The organism is Odoribacter splanchnicus DSM 20712 (assembly GCF_000190535.1).
Lineage (GTDB): Bacteria > Bacteroidota > Bacteroidia > Bacteroidales > Marinifilaceae > Odoribacter > Odoribacter splanchnicus.
The window spans coordinates 1,864,201-1,880,481 of sequence record NC_015160.1; the positions used below are offsets into that span (position 1 = coordinate 1,864,201).

At 42.9% G+C, this 16,281-nt stretch carries 12 protein-coding genes; 2 read left to right on the forward strand and 10 right to left on the reverse strand.

Going from position 1 to position 16,281, the window contains the following annotated elements; all coding sequences use genetic code 11:
• Positions 1-23: 23 nt before the first annotated feature.
• Complete coding sequence (locus tag ODOSP_RS07840; protein WP_013611810.1) at positions 24-392, forward strand: hypothetical protein; 369 nt, start codon at positions 24-26, stop codon at positions 390-392.
• A gap of 318 nt (positions 393-710) precedes the next feature.
• Positions 711-2,861, forward strand: coding sequence for a TonB-dependent receptor (locus ODOSP_RS07845; protein WP_231964174.1), 2,151 nt, complete (start codon positions 711-713; stop codon positions 2,859-2,861).
• Positions 2,862-2,877: 16 nt separating this feature from the next.
• Here the strand turns inward: ODOSP_RS07845 and pbpC are convergent, their stop codons facing one another.
• The 10 genes from pbpC to ftsY all read right to left on the reverse strand — a co-directional run bounded on the left by pbpC (position 2,878) and on the right by ftsY (position 15,985).
• Positions 2,878-5,283 (reverse strand): penicillin-binding protein 1C, encoded by a 2,406-nt coding sequence (gene pbpC, locus ODOSP_RS07850; RefSeq protein ID WP_013611811.1) that lies wholly within the window; start codon positions 5,281-5,283, stop codon positions 2,878-2,880.
• Between the two features lie 49 nt (positions 5,284-5,332).
• Positions 5,333-5,998: a DUF4493 domain-containing protein gene (locus ODOSP_RS07855; protein ID WP_013611812.1), complete on the reverse strand. Its 666-nt coding sequence runs from the start codon at positions 5,996-5,998 to the stop codon at positions 5,333-5,335.
• Between the two features lie 9 nt (positions 5,999-6,007).
• Positions 6,008-8,140 carry a DUF4493 domain-containing protein gene (locus tag ODOSP_RS07860; protein WP_041557268.1) on the reverse strand — a complete coding sequence of 711 codons (2,133 nt, stop codon included), beginning with the start codon at positions 8,138-8,140 and terminating at the stop codon, positions 6,008-6,010.
• A gap of 2 nt (positions 8,141-8,142) precedes the next feature.
• The gene (locus ODOSP_RS07865; protein ID WP_013611814.1) at positions 8,143-9,747 is read right to left on the reverse strand and encodes a PCMD domain-containing protein; all 1,605 of its coding nucleotides are present in this window, start codon (positions 9,745-9,747) and stop codon (positions 8,143-8,145) included.
• Positions 9,748-9,752: 5 nt separating this feature from the next.
• Positions 9,753-10,484 (reverse strand): hypothetical protein, encoded by a 732-nt coding sequence (locus tag ODOSP_RS07870; protein ID WP_013611815.1) that lies wholly within the window; start codon positions 10,482-10,484, stop codon positions 9,753-9,755.
• Entirely contained in the window at positions 10,485-12,155 is a 1,671-nt protein-coding gene (locus ODOSP_RS07875) for a DUF4493 domain-containing protein (protein ID WP_013611816.1), read from the reverse strand.
• A gap of 3 nt (positions 12,156-12,158) precedes the next feature.
• On the reverse strand, positions 12,159-13,490 hold the full coding sequence (locus tag ODOSP_RS07880; RefSeq protein WP_013611817.1) for a DUF4493 domain-containing protein: 1,332 nt from the start codon (positions 13,488-13,490) through the stop codon (positions 12,159-12,161).
• Positions 13,491-13,500: 10 nt separating this feature from the next.
• A complete protein-coding gene (locus ODOSP_RS07885; RefSeq protein ID WP_013611818.1) occupies positions 13,501-14,301 on the reverse strand; it encodes a DUF4493 domain-containing protein in 801 nt (266 codons plus the stop codon).
• 256 nt (positions 14,302-14,557) lie between these two features.
• Positions 14,558-15,034 (reverse strand): low molecular weight protein-tyrosine-phosphatase, encoded by a 477-nt coding sequence (locus tag ODOSP_RS07890; RefSeq protein WP_013611819.1) that lies wholly within the window; start codon positions 15,032-15,034, stop codon positions 14,558-14,560.
• Positions 15,035-15,985, reverse strand: coding sequence for a signal recognition particle-docking protein FtsY (gene ftsY, locus ODOSP_RS07895; protein ID WP_041556566.1), 951 nt, complete (start codon positions 15,983-15,985; stop codon positions 15,035-15,037).
• Between the last annotated feature and the right edge of the window lie 296 nt (positions 15,986-16,281).

The following is a 16,281-nucleotide window of genomic DNA, read 5'->3' on the forward strand; positions in this document are numbered from 1 at the left end:
GTCCTCACTTTAGTGAAGGAAACATGCAAAAAGTAAAAAAACACACCGGTATACGAATTTTTTTCTTAGCCCTGTTTTTGGGTTATTTTGCCGACATTACATTTTTTACTCATAGCCATATTACCCACGGAGTTACTATCGTCCATTCGCATTTTTCTTGCCCGCTTCCGACAAACAAGGATTCCCGCTCCTCCCGACACGATCATTCGGCTAATGCATTAATCCTGATCGCTCATGCGCAGATGTGGCACAGTCTGGTCCAAACTTCTCCGGAAATCCCAGACCTGCCATGTACCCGGCATATCACTTATTATACAGAAACCACCGGCACTCCGGAACCGATCTCCATTCCTCATTTTCACCTCAGAGGCCCTCCTGTAAAAACGTTATAATTTCAACGGCACTTTGCCGAAGGGTATCCAATTGCTTACCGAAAACGGAAACTTTGTCTCTGCCTATAACGAATCCACAGAAACGAAGTTTTCCCGGATATACTTTGTATACCTATCGGTAAGCCAAACTTTCTATCGTCAAACTTTATAAATTTCTATTACCATGCGTTTATTTTTCTTATTTCTGCTCTTACTTGCGTCGGTCCATCACTCTATAGCGGATCATTTTACAGATAAAAAAACGAAAACCGATCCAACCTCACAGGTCATGTCATCGATAAAAATACCGGAGAACACATTCCTTTCTTCACTGTCAGCCTGAAAGGTACAACACTTGGAACAGCGACAGACGAAACCGGCCACTATTTTCTAAAAAACCTACCGATCGGTACCTATACTATCCGGGTAAACGGAGTAGGCTACCGATCGGCAGAAAAACAAATTACCCTCAGGCAAGGAGAAACCCACGAACTTGATTTTGAAGTGGAAGAAGACATGATCCAGTTGGAAACCGTAGTGATATCGGCCAATAAAAACGAAACAAACCGGCTGGAAGCACCGATAGTGGTCCATGTAATGACTCCGAAATTATTCGAAAATACCAATTCGGTATGCCTGGCCCAAGGACTCAGTTTTCAGCCCGGTCTTCGGGTAGAAACTAATTGCCAGAACTGTGGCTTCCAGCAAGTCCGCATAAACGGTCTGGACGGTCCCTATACCCAGTTGCTTTTAGACGGAAAAGCTTTATTCAGTTCATTAAACGGTGTATACGGTATCGAACAAATTCCAACCGGGATGATCGAACGTGTCGAAGTTATGCGCGGTGGTGGTTCTGCTCTCTATGGTGCCAACGCCATCGGTGGCACAGTGAATATCATCACTAAAGAACCCCTGAATAACCTGTTTATGATCAGTCATAACCTGACTGCTATCGGTAACTCGGCCTACGATAACACCACCTCACTGAATACTTCACTAGTCAACAGCCAACGGGACGCAGGAATCTATCTTTTCGGAACTTCACGCCACCGCCAACACTATGATCACGATGGAGACCATTTTTCAGAAATCGGAAAACTCAAGCTGACGACTCTGGGATTCCGCAGTTTTTACAAACCCACCTCTCAAACCAAACTGACTTTAGAATACCACAATATCCGGGAATTCCGACGTGGAGGAAATCTATTCAGTCTGCCTCCCCACGAAACCGATATCACCGAACAGGCCGATCATGATATCAACGGCGGTGGGGTGGATTTCACCTTCTTTTCGAAAGATTATGCCCATAAACTCAATCTGTATTCCTCTGTCCAACACACTGCCCGTCAATCTTATTACGGAGCAGGTAAAGATCCCAAAGCCTATGGCAAGACAAATGACCTGACCGCTATTGCAGGAATTCAATACTCATACAATTTCAATCGTCTCCTTTTTATGCCGGCAGTATTGACAACCGGCAGCGAATATGTATATAACAAACTGGCCGATAAAATGCTGGGGTATCACCGTTCCATCGATCAAAAAGTTGATATCTACAGCTTTTTTCTCCAAAACGAGTGGAAAACAGAGCAATTCAGCATCCTGCCAGGAGGCCGGCTGGACAAAAACAGTTTCATCGATCATATCATTTTCAGCCCTCGTATCAACCTGCGCTACAATCCCTTGAAAGCCATCAGCCTCAGAGCCAGTTATTCGGCCGGCTTCCGGGCACCTCAAACCTATGATGAAGATCTACACGTGACCGCCGTCGGGGGAGAAGTGTCGCTAATCCAATCGGATCCGAATCTGAAAACCGAAAAGTCGGGAAGTTATAGCGTCTCAGCCGACATTTATCATTCTTTCGGACGAGTACAAACCAATCTGTTGATTGAAGCATATTATACCAAATTGAAGCATATTTTTGTAGTCAGCCCTATCGGTTACGACGAAGAAGGCAACAAAATACTCGAACGCCGTAATGGTTCGGGTGCCAAAGTAAAAGGTATCAATCTCGAAGGAAAAATTATCCCTCACCGGGATGTACAAATCCAATTGGGGATATCTCTCCAGCAGAATAAATACAATCGTCCTCAATCCTGGAGTGACGATCCGGATACAAAGAAAACCCGTGAAATGTTACGTTCTCCCAACCGGTATGGCTATTTCACGTTTTTTACTTCTCCTTTCAAAAAATTCGGTATATCCGCTTCAGGCACTTATACAGGAAGTATGTATGTTCCTCACATGGCCGGATATATCGAAAAAGACAAACTGGAAAAAAGCGGAGATTTCTTCGATACCAACATTAAATTGAATTACGATTTTACCATCAGCGGAAATTATATTCTTCAACTCAATTGTGGTATCCAGAACATTTTTCAAAGCTACCAAAAAGATTTCGATCGGGGAGAATTTCGGGATGCCGGATACATTTACGGACCGGGCCTTCCCCGTAGCTGGTTCGCCGGCATTAAACTCAGCCTGAATTAACCGGATCGGGTGATTTCTAACCACCGCCCGGAATTTCCTTCCCTACCACCCGGAATACCTGCTGTAAAATATGGCCTTCTTCATCCATCAACGTCAAGGTATGGCGACCTTCTTTCAGCCATACTTCTTGCTGATGGATGGAGTGGGTTACACCCAAAAACTGCTCGTCGACATACCAATAAATCCGCACTTTAACCGATCGATGCACGGCTTCGAGAACCACACGTCCGGGTTTCCCTCCGAAATCCCTGGGAATAAAAACCCGGGTTCCCCGTTGGGGATAAATCATTTCCATCATCTCTTCCCCCTGAGGGTGACAATCCGGACGATAAGGCGGTAATCTGCGATATCCGGTATGAGTCCGGCAATAGTACCATTCCTGCACCGGTGGAAGCACAAACCAGGGCTGTATCCTGATCCGGTGCACCGGCTCACAATCCGAAGTCACCTGCCATTTTCCGGTAGCATCGAGATTTACCAAGCGGTGGTAAGGACACACCTGTGTCCTGCTTCCGGCAGCACAAACCCGGATGGTATCGGTCTCCTCACAATAAGCCGAAGCCCGGTAACCGCTCCGATGACATACGACCACCTCTTTCATCTCCTCGGCCGGTTCGTAGAAATGCCGGTTCACAGGCAAAAGACCAGCGACCTCAAAGAGTACCGGAGCCGCAGCTCTCACCCCAACCAAACCCGGACGTCCTTCCCCGTCGGCATTCCCTACCCAAACGCCGATCACATACTCGGGATTCACTCCCACCGCCCAAGCATCCCGGAAACCAAAACTAGTTCCCGTTTTCCAGGCCAGATTCATCGCCGAGACAAAATTTTTCCACCCCGATTCCATTTCCGGCCGTTCCACCTCCTCCAAAGCTTTCATGGTCTGCCAGATCGCCGAAGCTTTCAATACACTCCGATCCGCACTAATATTTTTCTCTTCCTCATCTTGTCCTTCCGCTCCGCTATACTCCTCCCAAACCTTCAAACGGGAATATTCCCCGTCAAAATATTGTCCGTCTCTGTCATTATAATGATTCAATACAGCACTCATTCCTCCATACAAATTACAAATATCCCAAAGTGACGTTTCGGCACCACCCAAAATCAGACTCAGTCCATAATGATCGGCGTCGCGGTTTAAAGAACGAATACCCAATTGTTTCAGATCATCGTAAAAACGGGCATATGAATAATCTTTGAGTAAGCGTACAAAAGGAATATTCAAGGATTGAGCCAAAGCCTGCCTGGCCGGTACGACGCCCTTAAAATCACGGTTAAAATTCGAAGGAGAATAGCTTCCGAAACGGGAAGGGATATCGGGCACTAAGGTCCCGGGTAAAATAAACCCACTCTGTAACATGCAAGCATATAAAGCCGGTTTGAGAATACTTCCCGAACTCCGAACGGCCTGAACAATATCCACGTCATTTCCCCGGCTACCCTTCCGGGGAGCACTATTCCCGACATAGGCCCTGACTTCTCCGGTCGGGACATGAGCCACCAACACAGCCATGTTATAGATATAATTCTGGCTCAGTAAAGCAGTATGCCGTTCTACGATCTCATTGATCTTTTTCTGCAAGCGTCCGTCGATATATGTCGGGCACACTTTTCCTTTTTTTTCCCGATAAGCCTTAGCCAACAGATGGGGTGCCACAGTAGGGATATCGAACTTTTTTTCCGGCAAGGGCTCAGCCAAGGCCAGGTGGTACGAATCTTCGGACATCACCCCTTCCCGGTATAATTTGGCCAACAACCCGTCTCTTTTTTGTTTCAGTAAAGTATTGTTCTTTCCGGGATAAAGCAATGCCGGTGCATTAGGTAACACCGCCAGTAAAGCAGCTTCGGCCCAGCTCAGCTGTTCGGGCCGGCGGTTAAAATATTTCAGCGCAGCCGCCCGTATGCCGACTACATTCCCCCCAAAAGGAGCGTGTGAAGCATACATCTCCAAAATCTGTTTTTTAGAATAACTCTGCTCCATCCGTAGTGTCAGGAAAATCTCCCTTATCTTTTCAGGAACGGTACGGGGCGGATTTCCCAAAGCCAAACGCACCACCTGCATCGAAAGCGTACTTCCCCCACTGACCACATGCCCGGCCTGTATATTCTGCACTAATGCCCGGCACAAAGCCCACCAATTCACCCCCTGATGGGCTAAAAAATACCGGTCTTCGAAAACCAAAACAGAAATAACATAGCGGGGAGGCAAATCCTGAACCTCTTCAAAACGCATCTGCCCATCATCCGCCACCTTCATACCCATAACCTGCCCTTCCCGGTCGAACAACACCGTAGCATAAGGGTCCTGAAACAAGGGGACCGGCAGTATAGACCACCAAAAAAGAAAGAGAATAATAAAAAGCATTACGGCAATCAAAACAGATCGCCGGGAAATATTGCTCCATTTTACAACTGTGTTCATTCGTCCCTGCTTTTGCCTCCTAAAATACACACAATTCTAAAAATCCGAATCACTCGATTGCTAAATTTATCCTATAATTTTTGGCTTCTACCGACAAAGCGGAAGTTTTCTGCATCACTTCTCCATCCTGATTCTTCGCCAGGACAGTGTAACTCAACTTTCCCGAAACCGGCAATGTAAAATAACGATACCCCGTATCCTCCGCACCGGTAATAGTCACCGAACGCCCGCTTTCCGACACGATAGCCACAGAAATCTCTGTAAATTCACGGGCAAACGACTCGTCACAGCTCATGGCTACTCCCACATTGATCTGAGGTGCAGTCAAAGAAAGGGTAGTAATATCCCCTTCGATCACTTCAAAGGGTTCACTTTCGACACTATACACCGGATGCCCCGGCTCATCATTACCCGCTTCTGTTTGGTCAGGGGTAAAAGCTTTTACCGTATAATTCTCACCAACCGGCAAAGTTATCCGTTTAGAAAAGTCTGTTCCAGGAGCATAGTCCTGACCTTCTAACAAAACACCATTCTGTCGGATCTGAACCTGCAGACCTGCATCCACGGCACGGGACAGGGGAATAGTTTCTCCACCAACACTAAAGTGAATACTTTCTAATAATATAGAACCATAATTCACTCTCTGACTCTCAGATTTTTCACAAGAAGCACCCAAAATAACAGAAAAAAATATAATAATAATATGTATTTTCATCCCAACAAACTATTTATTATAATTCAATACAAAAGAATCCAACCAAAACTGCGAACCTTTCAAATAATAGTTGGAATAGAATGATCCACTACCCTCTTTACTAAATTTATCCTCCAAATGATCCCGGTCTTCTTTCGTTCCGGCTTTAAAAATTAATCTGACATGTGATATGGGTAACTGAACAAATTGCTCATTATAAACGACATCTAAATTTTGGGTTATGTAGTCAGATTGAGTATTATTCGACTTTATTTCCGCTCTACCTATAACAGTCTCCAAACCGTCTGTAATGTTAATTAACTGAATACTAATCAAATATTCATCGTCACCATAAGGAGAAGCTTTATACACAAAAGTCATGGAAGTCGGTCTGACATAAGCACTTTTGGCGTATATCGAATCTTGTCCGGAATCATACTCTCCGACACATACTATTCCTGAAGAAATATTTTTAATAACGCTTCCGCTTTTATTTCCAAAACTACAAGAATTACCCTGCCCCCACCCAATAGTCATCATATGGGCGACCGTACTACCGTTATCAGTTATCGGTAAAGTACTGGATTTTGAAACATAGAAAGCATTTACACCATTTGAATGACAAGTCAACGGATTTCTCGTTCCAATCCATCCCCCATTAAAAGTATATAAAGGGTTTCCGCTTTTAGGATAACTGGTTTCATATCCTTCATCCAAATTTGAATTGGGGATAGCCAAAGCTTCATATGTACGAAAACTCGTCACTTTCCCCGGTACCTGTCCCCGGTATTTAGGCCTTACATAATAAGTGCTCCCTGGTGTCAATTCATCCTTCCGCAAATCAGCAGCTAAAGTAGTCCAATTGGTTCCGTCCGTACTAAATTCATAGGTGATATCACTAAATTTAGTAAAATCTCCGGTTTTCACACTATCAGCCACCAAAGGATTTGCTGTAAATTCTTTGGTCCAGATATTTCCCGGATATACGCCAATAGAAAATACAGGCTTAATCGTCTTAACGGTATAATCCGCTTTATCACTCCAACGTTCGTTGGCTTTTATCCTTACCTGAAACTGATTGTCAGCATCTAAACCTCCATCTTTTGTCAACAAGGAAGAAGTCATTTCCGTGAAATCAATTTTTCCCATAGTAGCAACTTGATCTAAAGTCGGCAGAACAATAGCAGCATTTTGCAAAGCTTGCCGATCTTCCTCTGTTATTGTCGACAAAAGATAAGTCTTATTTAAAGCGGAAAGATTAGGATCGGCAAAATTCAAGGTTATCTCGACATCTTGTACCGGCCGAACGGCAGCATAGCTAATAACGGCAGTTTTAGCCTCTTCAGTTTCGGTATAAGTCAGGAGATTATTTTCATCGAATCCTTCTGCGGTGATTTTCGGTTTCGGTAGCCACTCCTGTGGCAAAGTTTCATTTACTGTAATTGTTTCTACAGCAGCTTCCACCTCTATATCTAAGATGATCCCTGTCAAATTCGACGTATCGAATTTCAATTTATAATGATACCTTTTCCCTACTTCTACCGGCATCACATTAGCAAATTTCCGGGCATAAGGTAAACCATTCTCGATCCAGGTACCTTTTAAATAAAATTCCACCTCACTACCGGCTTTTATGTATGGATGTTCGCTACTCCCCGGATTCCATTTCAGAGTTTCGCCCCCTACAACCAGCTCGATATAATAATTCTTCAACATTTTATCGAGTTTATCTGCATTTAAAAACTCAAAAGAAGCAACAGCATTCCCTACCCGACACTGTAATACGACCTCCTGTTCTGTTCCGGACTCTACTATGACAGTTTCCTTTTCTGAAACATAATAAGGCGCATCCATAGCCAGCAGAGGGTTATCTCCATAAGATACCTGTATGGTATGTTCGCCACTTCTGAACAATTGTGATCTTGCATTAAAATCGGCACAAGTACCTCCGAATACCAAGCGGTTATCCTCCAGGCGAATCATTTCTACCTGAAACCGATCGGTCAATTCAGGACTCAAAGCATCAGGCAGAGCTTTACTTATGACCCGGTCCGTTATAGACAGGCGGATCCGGCCCTGTCCTCCGACCTCCGTTCCCTTGTCCTGGCAAGCTACTTGACCAAGCCAGACACAACATAAGAGTATATAATAGACTTTACGCATAATCATTCGTATAATAGTTCAAACTCATCTACATACAACTCACTTCCCGTCCCAACGGAACCGGAAACTTTAGACCCCTTAAAATCACCGCCATAACGACTGGAAGTTGCTACAATCGTCATCTTTGCAGGTTTTGCTTTTTTATTGCTATAAGCAATATCAAAACTAAATTCGGTATATTGGGTGACCGTCTCGCTCCCTACAAATTCCCCATAACCGATCAGATTATCACTTGCATCCCAAACTTTCACGTAAATATGGCACTGATCATTTTTTAAATCGGCAGGAGAACCGACATAATCCACGGGCATAGATCTGTATTTATACCATCCTTTCAAACCTGTCGGACGGGCTCCTGTGAAAGGACGTCCAAAAGAAACGCTGGCAGAAGGCTTTGTCATATTGGTCTTATAAGTACCGACAAACAAGTTTCCCGCAGCCGTTCCGACCAAATTAACTCCTCCTAAAGTAATCATACGAACCGCCCTCCCACTTACAGCATCGTCGGAAGGAGCTGAATTAGCCTCGAATCCTCCGGCCAATCCAGAAGTAACTCCCTCATTACCGGTTGCCCAGTAAGCCTGAGGATCCTCGTAATTATCGGCTACCGGATTCGGATACCAGTTCTTTCCATCCTGAGTCCAGGTATCAAAATTCAGATTAGGTACCTCTATTATTTTCTCTGTCGTAAAAGTCGCCTCATCACTGGTCTGTCCCTCAGCTACGATCCGCCAGAAATAAGTAGTTCCATCCTCTAAACCCGTCAATTCGGCCTTAAAGGCGGTACTACTCGTCTTTGTTATTGCTTCTGAAGCCAAAGTTGTCCATGTACTCTCACTCTCTTTTTTGTATTCAATCTCCGGATCGACACCTTGTTTGATTCCACCGGAAACGGTAGCATGTCTTGCCCATACGTCCGCTTCTCCGGGTGTCCCTATCGAAGCGGTTTGCACCACATCTACAATCCATTCTTCAAAATATTTACCAAGACGGCAAACAATAAACTTCTGAGGCCGGAAAAAATTCGTCACAGTCTGAGGTGACGGAACTACGGTTGCTTTACTTCCTCCCAATTCCATGGAATCGATTTGAATCTCATCCAATTTTTGCTCCTCGGTAACATAAATCAATACCGTTTTATTCGATTCATCGACAATAGCCTCTCCCACCTGATTTTTTACCTTAATAGCCCGGTGGATCACTTGTTTTACCTGAATCGTCCAATAATATTCCTGATAGGTTTGTAACAAGATTTTAGCAGGTTTTCCTAAACGCATACAAGTATTTGCAGCTGAAGGCAGAGCCTCAAGGGAATCGAACCCCCAACGGGGAAACTTGACGAACTTCACACAAGCGGCAGAATCAGGAGTCATCATTGCTTTGTCTGAAATTTTCAATTTCAGCACTTTCAGGCTATCGACATCCACATTACCGTCGACTGTGATATTGACTATATTTTTCGCTACATCGATTTCCGTCTCTCCCGTCTGCCCCTCTACCGTCATTTCCAGAATATTTCCGGGGATATAAGGATAAGGAACATCGTTCTTTATACACGAAGCCAATGTTAATAAGCAAATACAACCATACAATATCCTGACATTCATTTCTCCTACAAATAAAAGGTCATCCCAATATTAATCGAAAACAAGTCTATCTTAAAATTCCCCGAACTTTTATTATAATGTCCGGTTTCTACCTGATTACGAGTCTGCTGTATCCATTTAAAATCAAATCCCATCACTCCGACAGAAACTTCAACTGCTGCAAAGTTTGTAACGAAAGCAGCCAAACCGGGAGCAATACCGATCTGCAAATTATGGGTAGTCTGATAAGAACCAGTCTTATCATTTCCTTTACCGGAAGTATCTTTCCCCTGTCCATACCCATAAGACAAACGTGCTTCGTTAAAAAAACCGAATACTTTACTTTTCCCCAACCCCATATAAGTCCTCAGGAACCCTGAAACCATAAAACTATGGTCCCAAAAATTCTGGTCGGCTACATTAAAATTCAGATCGTCTCCCAAATCCAGATCCAGGTTATCCAGATTGATGTATGAACGGGCATACGCCAAACGTAATCCCGCTGCCACGTTATCTGCAAAAAAGTATCCGCCAAACGGACTGATTTTAAATGTATAACCGTCACCATTCAAATCTTTCAATACCAACAATTTAAAATCAGTACTTCGAAGTTCCGTATAAGAGAGCGTGGTGCCCACTAACCAGGCTCCTTTCGGTACAAAGAGCCCAGTCTGTATCTCACGGTCAAATTTTAATTGTGCCTGAGCAGCGGTCGCCAAGCAAACAAAGAACACAAAAACAAATATATATCCCTTCATCTATTTGTAATATGTCAATTCGAACTCGTCAACCCAAAGCGTACTACCGGCCCCCACACGCCCGACAACTTTCGAGCCTGAAAAATCACCACCATAACGGCTGGAAGTAGCAACAATCGTCATCTTCGCAGGTTTAGCCGTTTCATCGGAATATTTCACATCGATCTCAAAACGAGTATAAGTAGTCACTTCTTCTTTACCGACAAATTCTCCGAATCCGATTTCATTATCATCGGCATCCCACAGCCGGATATAGATATTACATTCGTCCATCGGCAATTCTTCCGCAGACGGAACAGACCCTTCATTCGTTTCATGCGGTTCATATTTATAATAACCGGATAATTTTACAGGGCGTGCACCGGTATAGGGACGACCGAAAGAAACGCTGGCAGCAGGATTTGTCATATTTGTTTTATAAGTACCGATAAACAAATTTCCTGCAGCCGACGTCACTAAAGTAACACCGGTAATCGTACTCATTTTCGCAGCATATCCTCGATATGCCTCATCCCCTTCTACCCTTACAGTAATCGGATCACGACTACCGGCAAGGAACGAAGTCACACCGGAATTTCCACTAGCCCAATAGGAATCGGCAGCATCAGCATTCGCATACCAGTTCTTTCCACTTTGCGTCCAAGTATCAAAATTCAAATTCGGTACTTCCTGAAAATCCTCTGTCGTAAATACACTCATAGCTCCAACTTTCGCCCCGCATGCTATACGGTAATGGTAAGTCGTGCCGAAATCAAGTTGAGCCGTCTTTGCCGAATACACCCCATTGTCCCCTAACGTAGCAGCAACAGTAACCCACTCAGTCCCATCAGCTTTTTTATATTGGAATTCGATTGGGTCGGTCTCACTGCTTAAATCGGAAGTCCCATAAATATAAGCAAACTGCCCCCACGCATTCGCCTCTCCGGTATGCAAAGCCGGATCAGCATCGGATGTCAAAGGCACGACAATCGAAACGATATAATTGTGAGTCGTCTGATCGACCGTAATATTAAAATCACCTGTACCTTCATTCGTAACATCATATTTAATGCTGTAATGATATTGTGCCTGTACATCTGTGATAGACTTGCCGAGCGTAAACGATTTGTTGTCGGTATTGGTCAAACTCAATGTCGCAATAAGATCCGCAGCCGGAAAATAAGCAGACCGGCTTTCATCCTGAACAAATTCTACACTACCGTATTGGTTTTTGACTTCACAGGAATATGCCTTAAAATTTTCCTTAAAATTATCGGAATATTTTACAGACACCATACATTGAGCTAATTTGCAACTTACCTCAACCGGTTTGACTACATCCTTTTCCACTTTTACGTCTGTCTGACCGGCATAATAAGCCTTTCCTTCAAAACCGACAGCATGCACATCTTTATCGGCAGAATAAGCTTTCACAACATAAGTCCCTGTCGGTAAAAGCAGGCTTTCTCCCTTTAAAGAAGTCCAGTCATCCACATGCCTTATCACCTCCCCGTCCCGTATCAGATCAAGTGCTATTTTTTCAGTCGTTTCACCGGTTGCTTTACTTGTCGGAATCACAGTCTTATTCAACTCCACCGACGAAAACTGCAAATATCCGAATCCTTCCTTTAAACTATCCTGACAGGCCCCAAGGAAAAATGACAATAAAAAAATTGAATAATATCTTTTCATTTTCTACTCCAAATTTGATGCAACAACCGTTAAAGTACCGCTCACCGGTTCACTGACTCCATCTTCTACGGTTAACGTAAAAGTATTCGTACTCGGAGCATATAAATTCAACAATACCATAAAATCCGTCACATCGAACAGATAAGAAGTCTTTCCTTTTATCGGATCGTCAGGATCTATCAAACCGATTCCATTCCCACTCTCTAAAGAATTACTCAAAACATCAAATAATTTTCCTGGATTGGCAATATCGAATTCCTCAGCTAATCCGAAGCCTCCCAATGTTGCCATAAACTCCTCATTATCGGAATCGATTTTTACCAATAATTTAGTAATTCCCTTAGGTGCAGAAATATTGACCAATACCTTTTGTCCCTCCGATAAGGGTAAATTATAAGTTTCACCTAAACCGGTCACTGTAATTTGGTCTTTCCCGGGATCATCCGGATCAGGTACATCCGGATCAGGCGTAGAACCACCATCACCGTTAAATACGATATTTTCTGTTGGAATCTCGATCGTCAATCCCGTTTCATTCATCGTCAGATCGACCGAGATATTCAATTCGATCTGAGTTGTAGGATCTACCGAAGGTTCATTGCCGGCATCAATATTTACCGTAAATTCATCTCCTGATACCAGATTACTATTTCCTTCTGCATCAGCAGGTTTAGTTACAGTATAATTTTGAGCAATCTGAGTGTTTGCCGTTGTCGTAGCTTTCACTGTCAGCTGTACACTATTCTTCTTCTCCGGTACTTTAAAAAAGAAAGTTTTCCCTAACTGTTCTTTTTCAAACACTTTGACTCCTGCCTCTCCATTAGTCACTGTAATTGCATAATCATCCTGAAATTGTTTTTTAAAATTATCTGTAAACCCTACTGTAACTGCAATATTTTGCAATTTACAGATCGTATTTACTTTCGTGGTTTTTCCCGCCAGGATTTCGAATTCTGTTTCACCTCTAAACCAAGGCCTTTCAGAAGCATTCACATTACTACCATCATAGTTATAGGCAACTACTTTATATTTCCCAGTAACCAATTTTACCTGTCCTTGAGTCAACAGATCGGCATAACTATCATAGTGATGTTCTGTTGTTCCTGATATCATATTAATAATTTCGACCGGATACAAAGTCGCATCCACATCTTTTGAATCAAAAGCAGCCTTTGTCGTTTGATTCTGACCGTTAGAAACCACATCCAGAGTAAACCAACCTTCTTCCTGCTGATCTTCTTTCGAGGGTAATTTTTTAAGTTCGTCCCGCATCTCACAAGCCATAAAGCCCAAAGCCAGCAGGCCCAATATTATATAATTATTCGTTTTCATCATTTTTTCTTCATTAATTTCCTACTTCTGTGTCTTCTCCAGGTAAAAATTCATCCGGTATTTCAATAGGGTATTCCTGAATAGTAACGGAATCATCGATCGTAACGGTAATACCATCAATTTTACCCCCCTCGACGTCAATCATTTTCGGTTTAATCGTAATTGTCAGAAAATCGCGCGGTTTAATCGATACCACTTGTTCCCCAAAATTTTCAGGACTTACAGTCACCCCTTGTTTATCCTTCAAATCGAAAGTCAAGGTCAAAGTTTCACCGGCAGCATCCGCTTTGAAAAAAGCATCTTTATCCACATCTTCTTTTGCCATTACAAAAGGAACCGACAAATGCCTCGTACTCAAATTTACCTTACAATCTGAATAAAACTCGAAGAAATTATCCTCGAATTTAATATTTACTTTCACATTGGCAGGTACACAAGTAAACTTCACCTCCCGGTTATCCCCTTTCACTAAATTAAAGGTTTGTGATCCCTCTACATAAAGTTTATCATATCCGGCAGCCACATTCTCACCGTAATACGCCCGGATAGAATAATTTCCCGGTTCCAATTTTTTAGCCAACTCCATATCTCCATATTTCACCGTCTCAAAAATAGTACCGTCTTTAGAAAGCTCCACCGTATAATTATCTACATTCTGATAGGCTAAAACATCAATTGCCTTCGTCTTTACAAAAGAAGGATCAGCCAAAAGACAGAGACTCACTTCTGCCGTCCCCTCTCCGGAAAAATCACTTTCCGAATGGCAAGCAGCCAATAGGATAATCCCTAACATACAAACAAATAGTTTTCTCATAAATTCAATATTAGTCTATATTTTATACCAGATATTCTTCAATATCAAGAACATTATTTAATTTTAAACGTATTCCAAAGTATAATAGTTTTAGATGTTGGGATAGAATTATCTCCTATATATACATACAAAAAAATAACAAAAATTATGCCGAAGTCTGATCAAAGTTTAAAATATACAAAAAAAATCGCATTATTATATAAATAAAAAAACAGTCTGAAAGATTTTCAGACTGTAAAGTTTTCAGATATCCGGATCAATAATGGGCCAAACAATACCAATAAAGTCCGGCAACCGCATCTTCCAATAAATCGAGCACCAGCTCGAATCCTTGGGGACCTTCATAATAAGGGTCGGGAATTTCGGAATATGAAGTGGATTTCCGGCAAAAATCAGTCATTTTAAAGATTTTCGCTCTTTCTTCCTCATTTATTGCTGCACGTTTTAAAGCCTCGATATTCTGGTCATCCATACCGATGATCATATCGAACTCTGCAAAATCGGCAGTCGGATAAAAAGTACGGGCACGACTATCCAGGACATATCCCCGGCGGCTTGCGTGCCGGCGCATCCGCTCATCAGGAAGAGCTCCGGCATGTCCGCTATAAAGTCCGGCCGAATCGATCAAGAACTCTTTTTCTTTGCCCTCTTTCTTTATCCATGCCTTCATGATTGCTTCCGCACCCGGAGAACGGCAAATATTCCCCAGACATACAAACAATATCTTCTTCATTTAACTAAACAACGAATCGACAAATTCCTCCCGGTTGAATACCTGCAAATCTTCGATTTTCTCACCGATACCGATATATTTCACAGGGATCTTGAACTGGTCGGATATACCGATAACCACACCTCCTTTGGCGGTTCCATCGAGTTTTGTAATAGCCAAAGCGTTCACTTCCGTCGCCAGTGTAAACTGCTTGGCCTGTTCGTAAGCATTTTGTCCGGTGGAGCCATCCAATACCAACAACACTTCATTCGGAGCCTCCGGCAAGACCTTTTTCATTACGTTTTTGATCTTTGTCAGCTCATTCATCAAGTTTATTTTATTATGCAACCGTCCGGCGGTGTCGATAATCACGACATCAGCTCCGTCGGCCTTGGCTTTACTTAACGTATCGTAAGCAACAGAAGCGGGATCGGCACCCATTGCCTGTTTTACAATCGGCACTCCGACCCGGTCTGCCCAGATCACCAATTGATCGACAGCAGCAGCACGAAAAGTATCGGCAGCTCCCAATACCACTTTTTTACCGGCTTCTTTAAATTTATAGGCCAACTTTCCGATCGTAGTCGTTTTCCCCACTCCATTCACTCCCACCACCATGATCACATAGGGCACACCGTTTTCAGGTAATTCGAACGAAGCGGCATCGTTAACAGTATTCTCTTTCAACAAAGCGACGATCTCCTCTTTCAACACCCGGTTCAATTCATCGACACCCATATATTTGTCGCGTTGTACACGCTCCTCGATACGTTCGATAATCCTGACCGTAGTCTCGACACCTACATCCGAGGTGATCAAAACCTCTTCCAGATTATCCAACACCTCGTCATCTACTTTAGATTTGCCGACCACCACTCTGGCCAGCTTTTTAAAAACACTTTCTTTGGTCTTTTCTAACCCCTTATTCAGGTTCTCTTTTTTAGTCTTTCCGAATAATCCGAATAATGCCATTTCAATAAAATATGATAAAAATTTCAAAGCCCTAAAGTACAAATAATTTTAATATCAATATGATAACGTTTCATTAATTATTAAAACAAGCGTATAAATTAGTCCAAAAGCATACTGGCGATGAATCAGATCCAAGCTCCCTACAACCGAATAAACCAACACGATATATTCAACGAGAAAATGTCATCCCAACCCAAACAAGAAGAAAGAAAAAAACGAGATCCATTTTATTGAATCCCGTTTCCTATTTTTCCATCCGGTCGGATAAATTCAGACATTTTCCCTATCGGGCATTT

Excerpts from the sequence above, each read along its gene's own strand:
- ODOSP_RS07840 (WP_013611810.1), top strand. The coding sequence starts at position 24 with ATGCAAAAAGTAAAAAAACACACCGGTATACGAATTTTTTTCTTAGCC.
- pbpC (WP_013611811.1), bottom strand. The coding sequence starts at position 5,283 with ATGAACACAGTTGTAAAATGGAGCAATATTTCCCGGCGATCTGTTTTG.
- ODOSP_RS07855 (WP_013611812.1), bottom strand. The coding sequence starts at position 5,998 with ATGAAAATACATATTATTATTATATTTTTTTCTGTTATTTTGGGTGCT.
- ODOSP_RS07860 (WP_041557268.1), bottom strand. The coding sequence starts at position 8,140 with ATGCGTAAAGTCTATTATATACTCTTATGTTGTGTCTGGCTTGGTCAA.
- ODOSP_RS07865 (WP_013611814.1), bottom strand. The coding sequence starts at position 9,747 with ATGAATGTCAGGATATTGTATGGTTGTATTTGCTTATTAACATTGGCT.
- ODOSP_RS07870 (WP_013611815.1), bottom strand. The coding sequence starts at position 10,484 with ATGAAGGGATATATATTTGTTTTTGTGTTCTTTGTTTGCTTGGCGACC.
- ODOSP_RS07875 (WP_013611816.1), bottom strand. The coding sequence starts at position 12,155 with ATGAAAAGATATTATTCAATTTTTTTATTGTCATTTTTCCTTGGGGCC.
- ODOSP_RS07880 (WP_013611817.1), bottom strand. The coding sequence starts at position 13,490 with ATGATGAAAACGAATAATTATATAATATTGGGCCTGCTGGCTTTGGGC.
- ODOSP_RS07885 (WP_013611818.1), bottom strand. The coding sequence starts at position 14,301 with ATGAGAAAACTATTTGTTTGTATGTTAGGGATTATCCTATTGGCTGCT.
- ODOSP_RS07890 (WP_013611819.1), bottom strand. The coding sequence starts at position 15,034 with ATGAAGAAGATATTGTTTGTATGTCTGGGGAATATTTGCCGTTCTCCG.
- ftsY (WP_041556566.1), bottom strand. The coding sequence starts at position 15,985 with ATGGCATTATTCGGATTATTCGGAAAGACTAAAAAAGAGAACCTGAAT.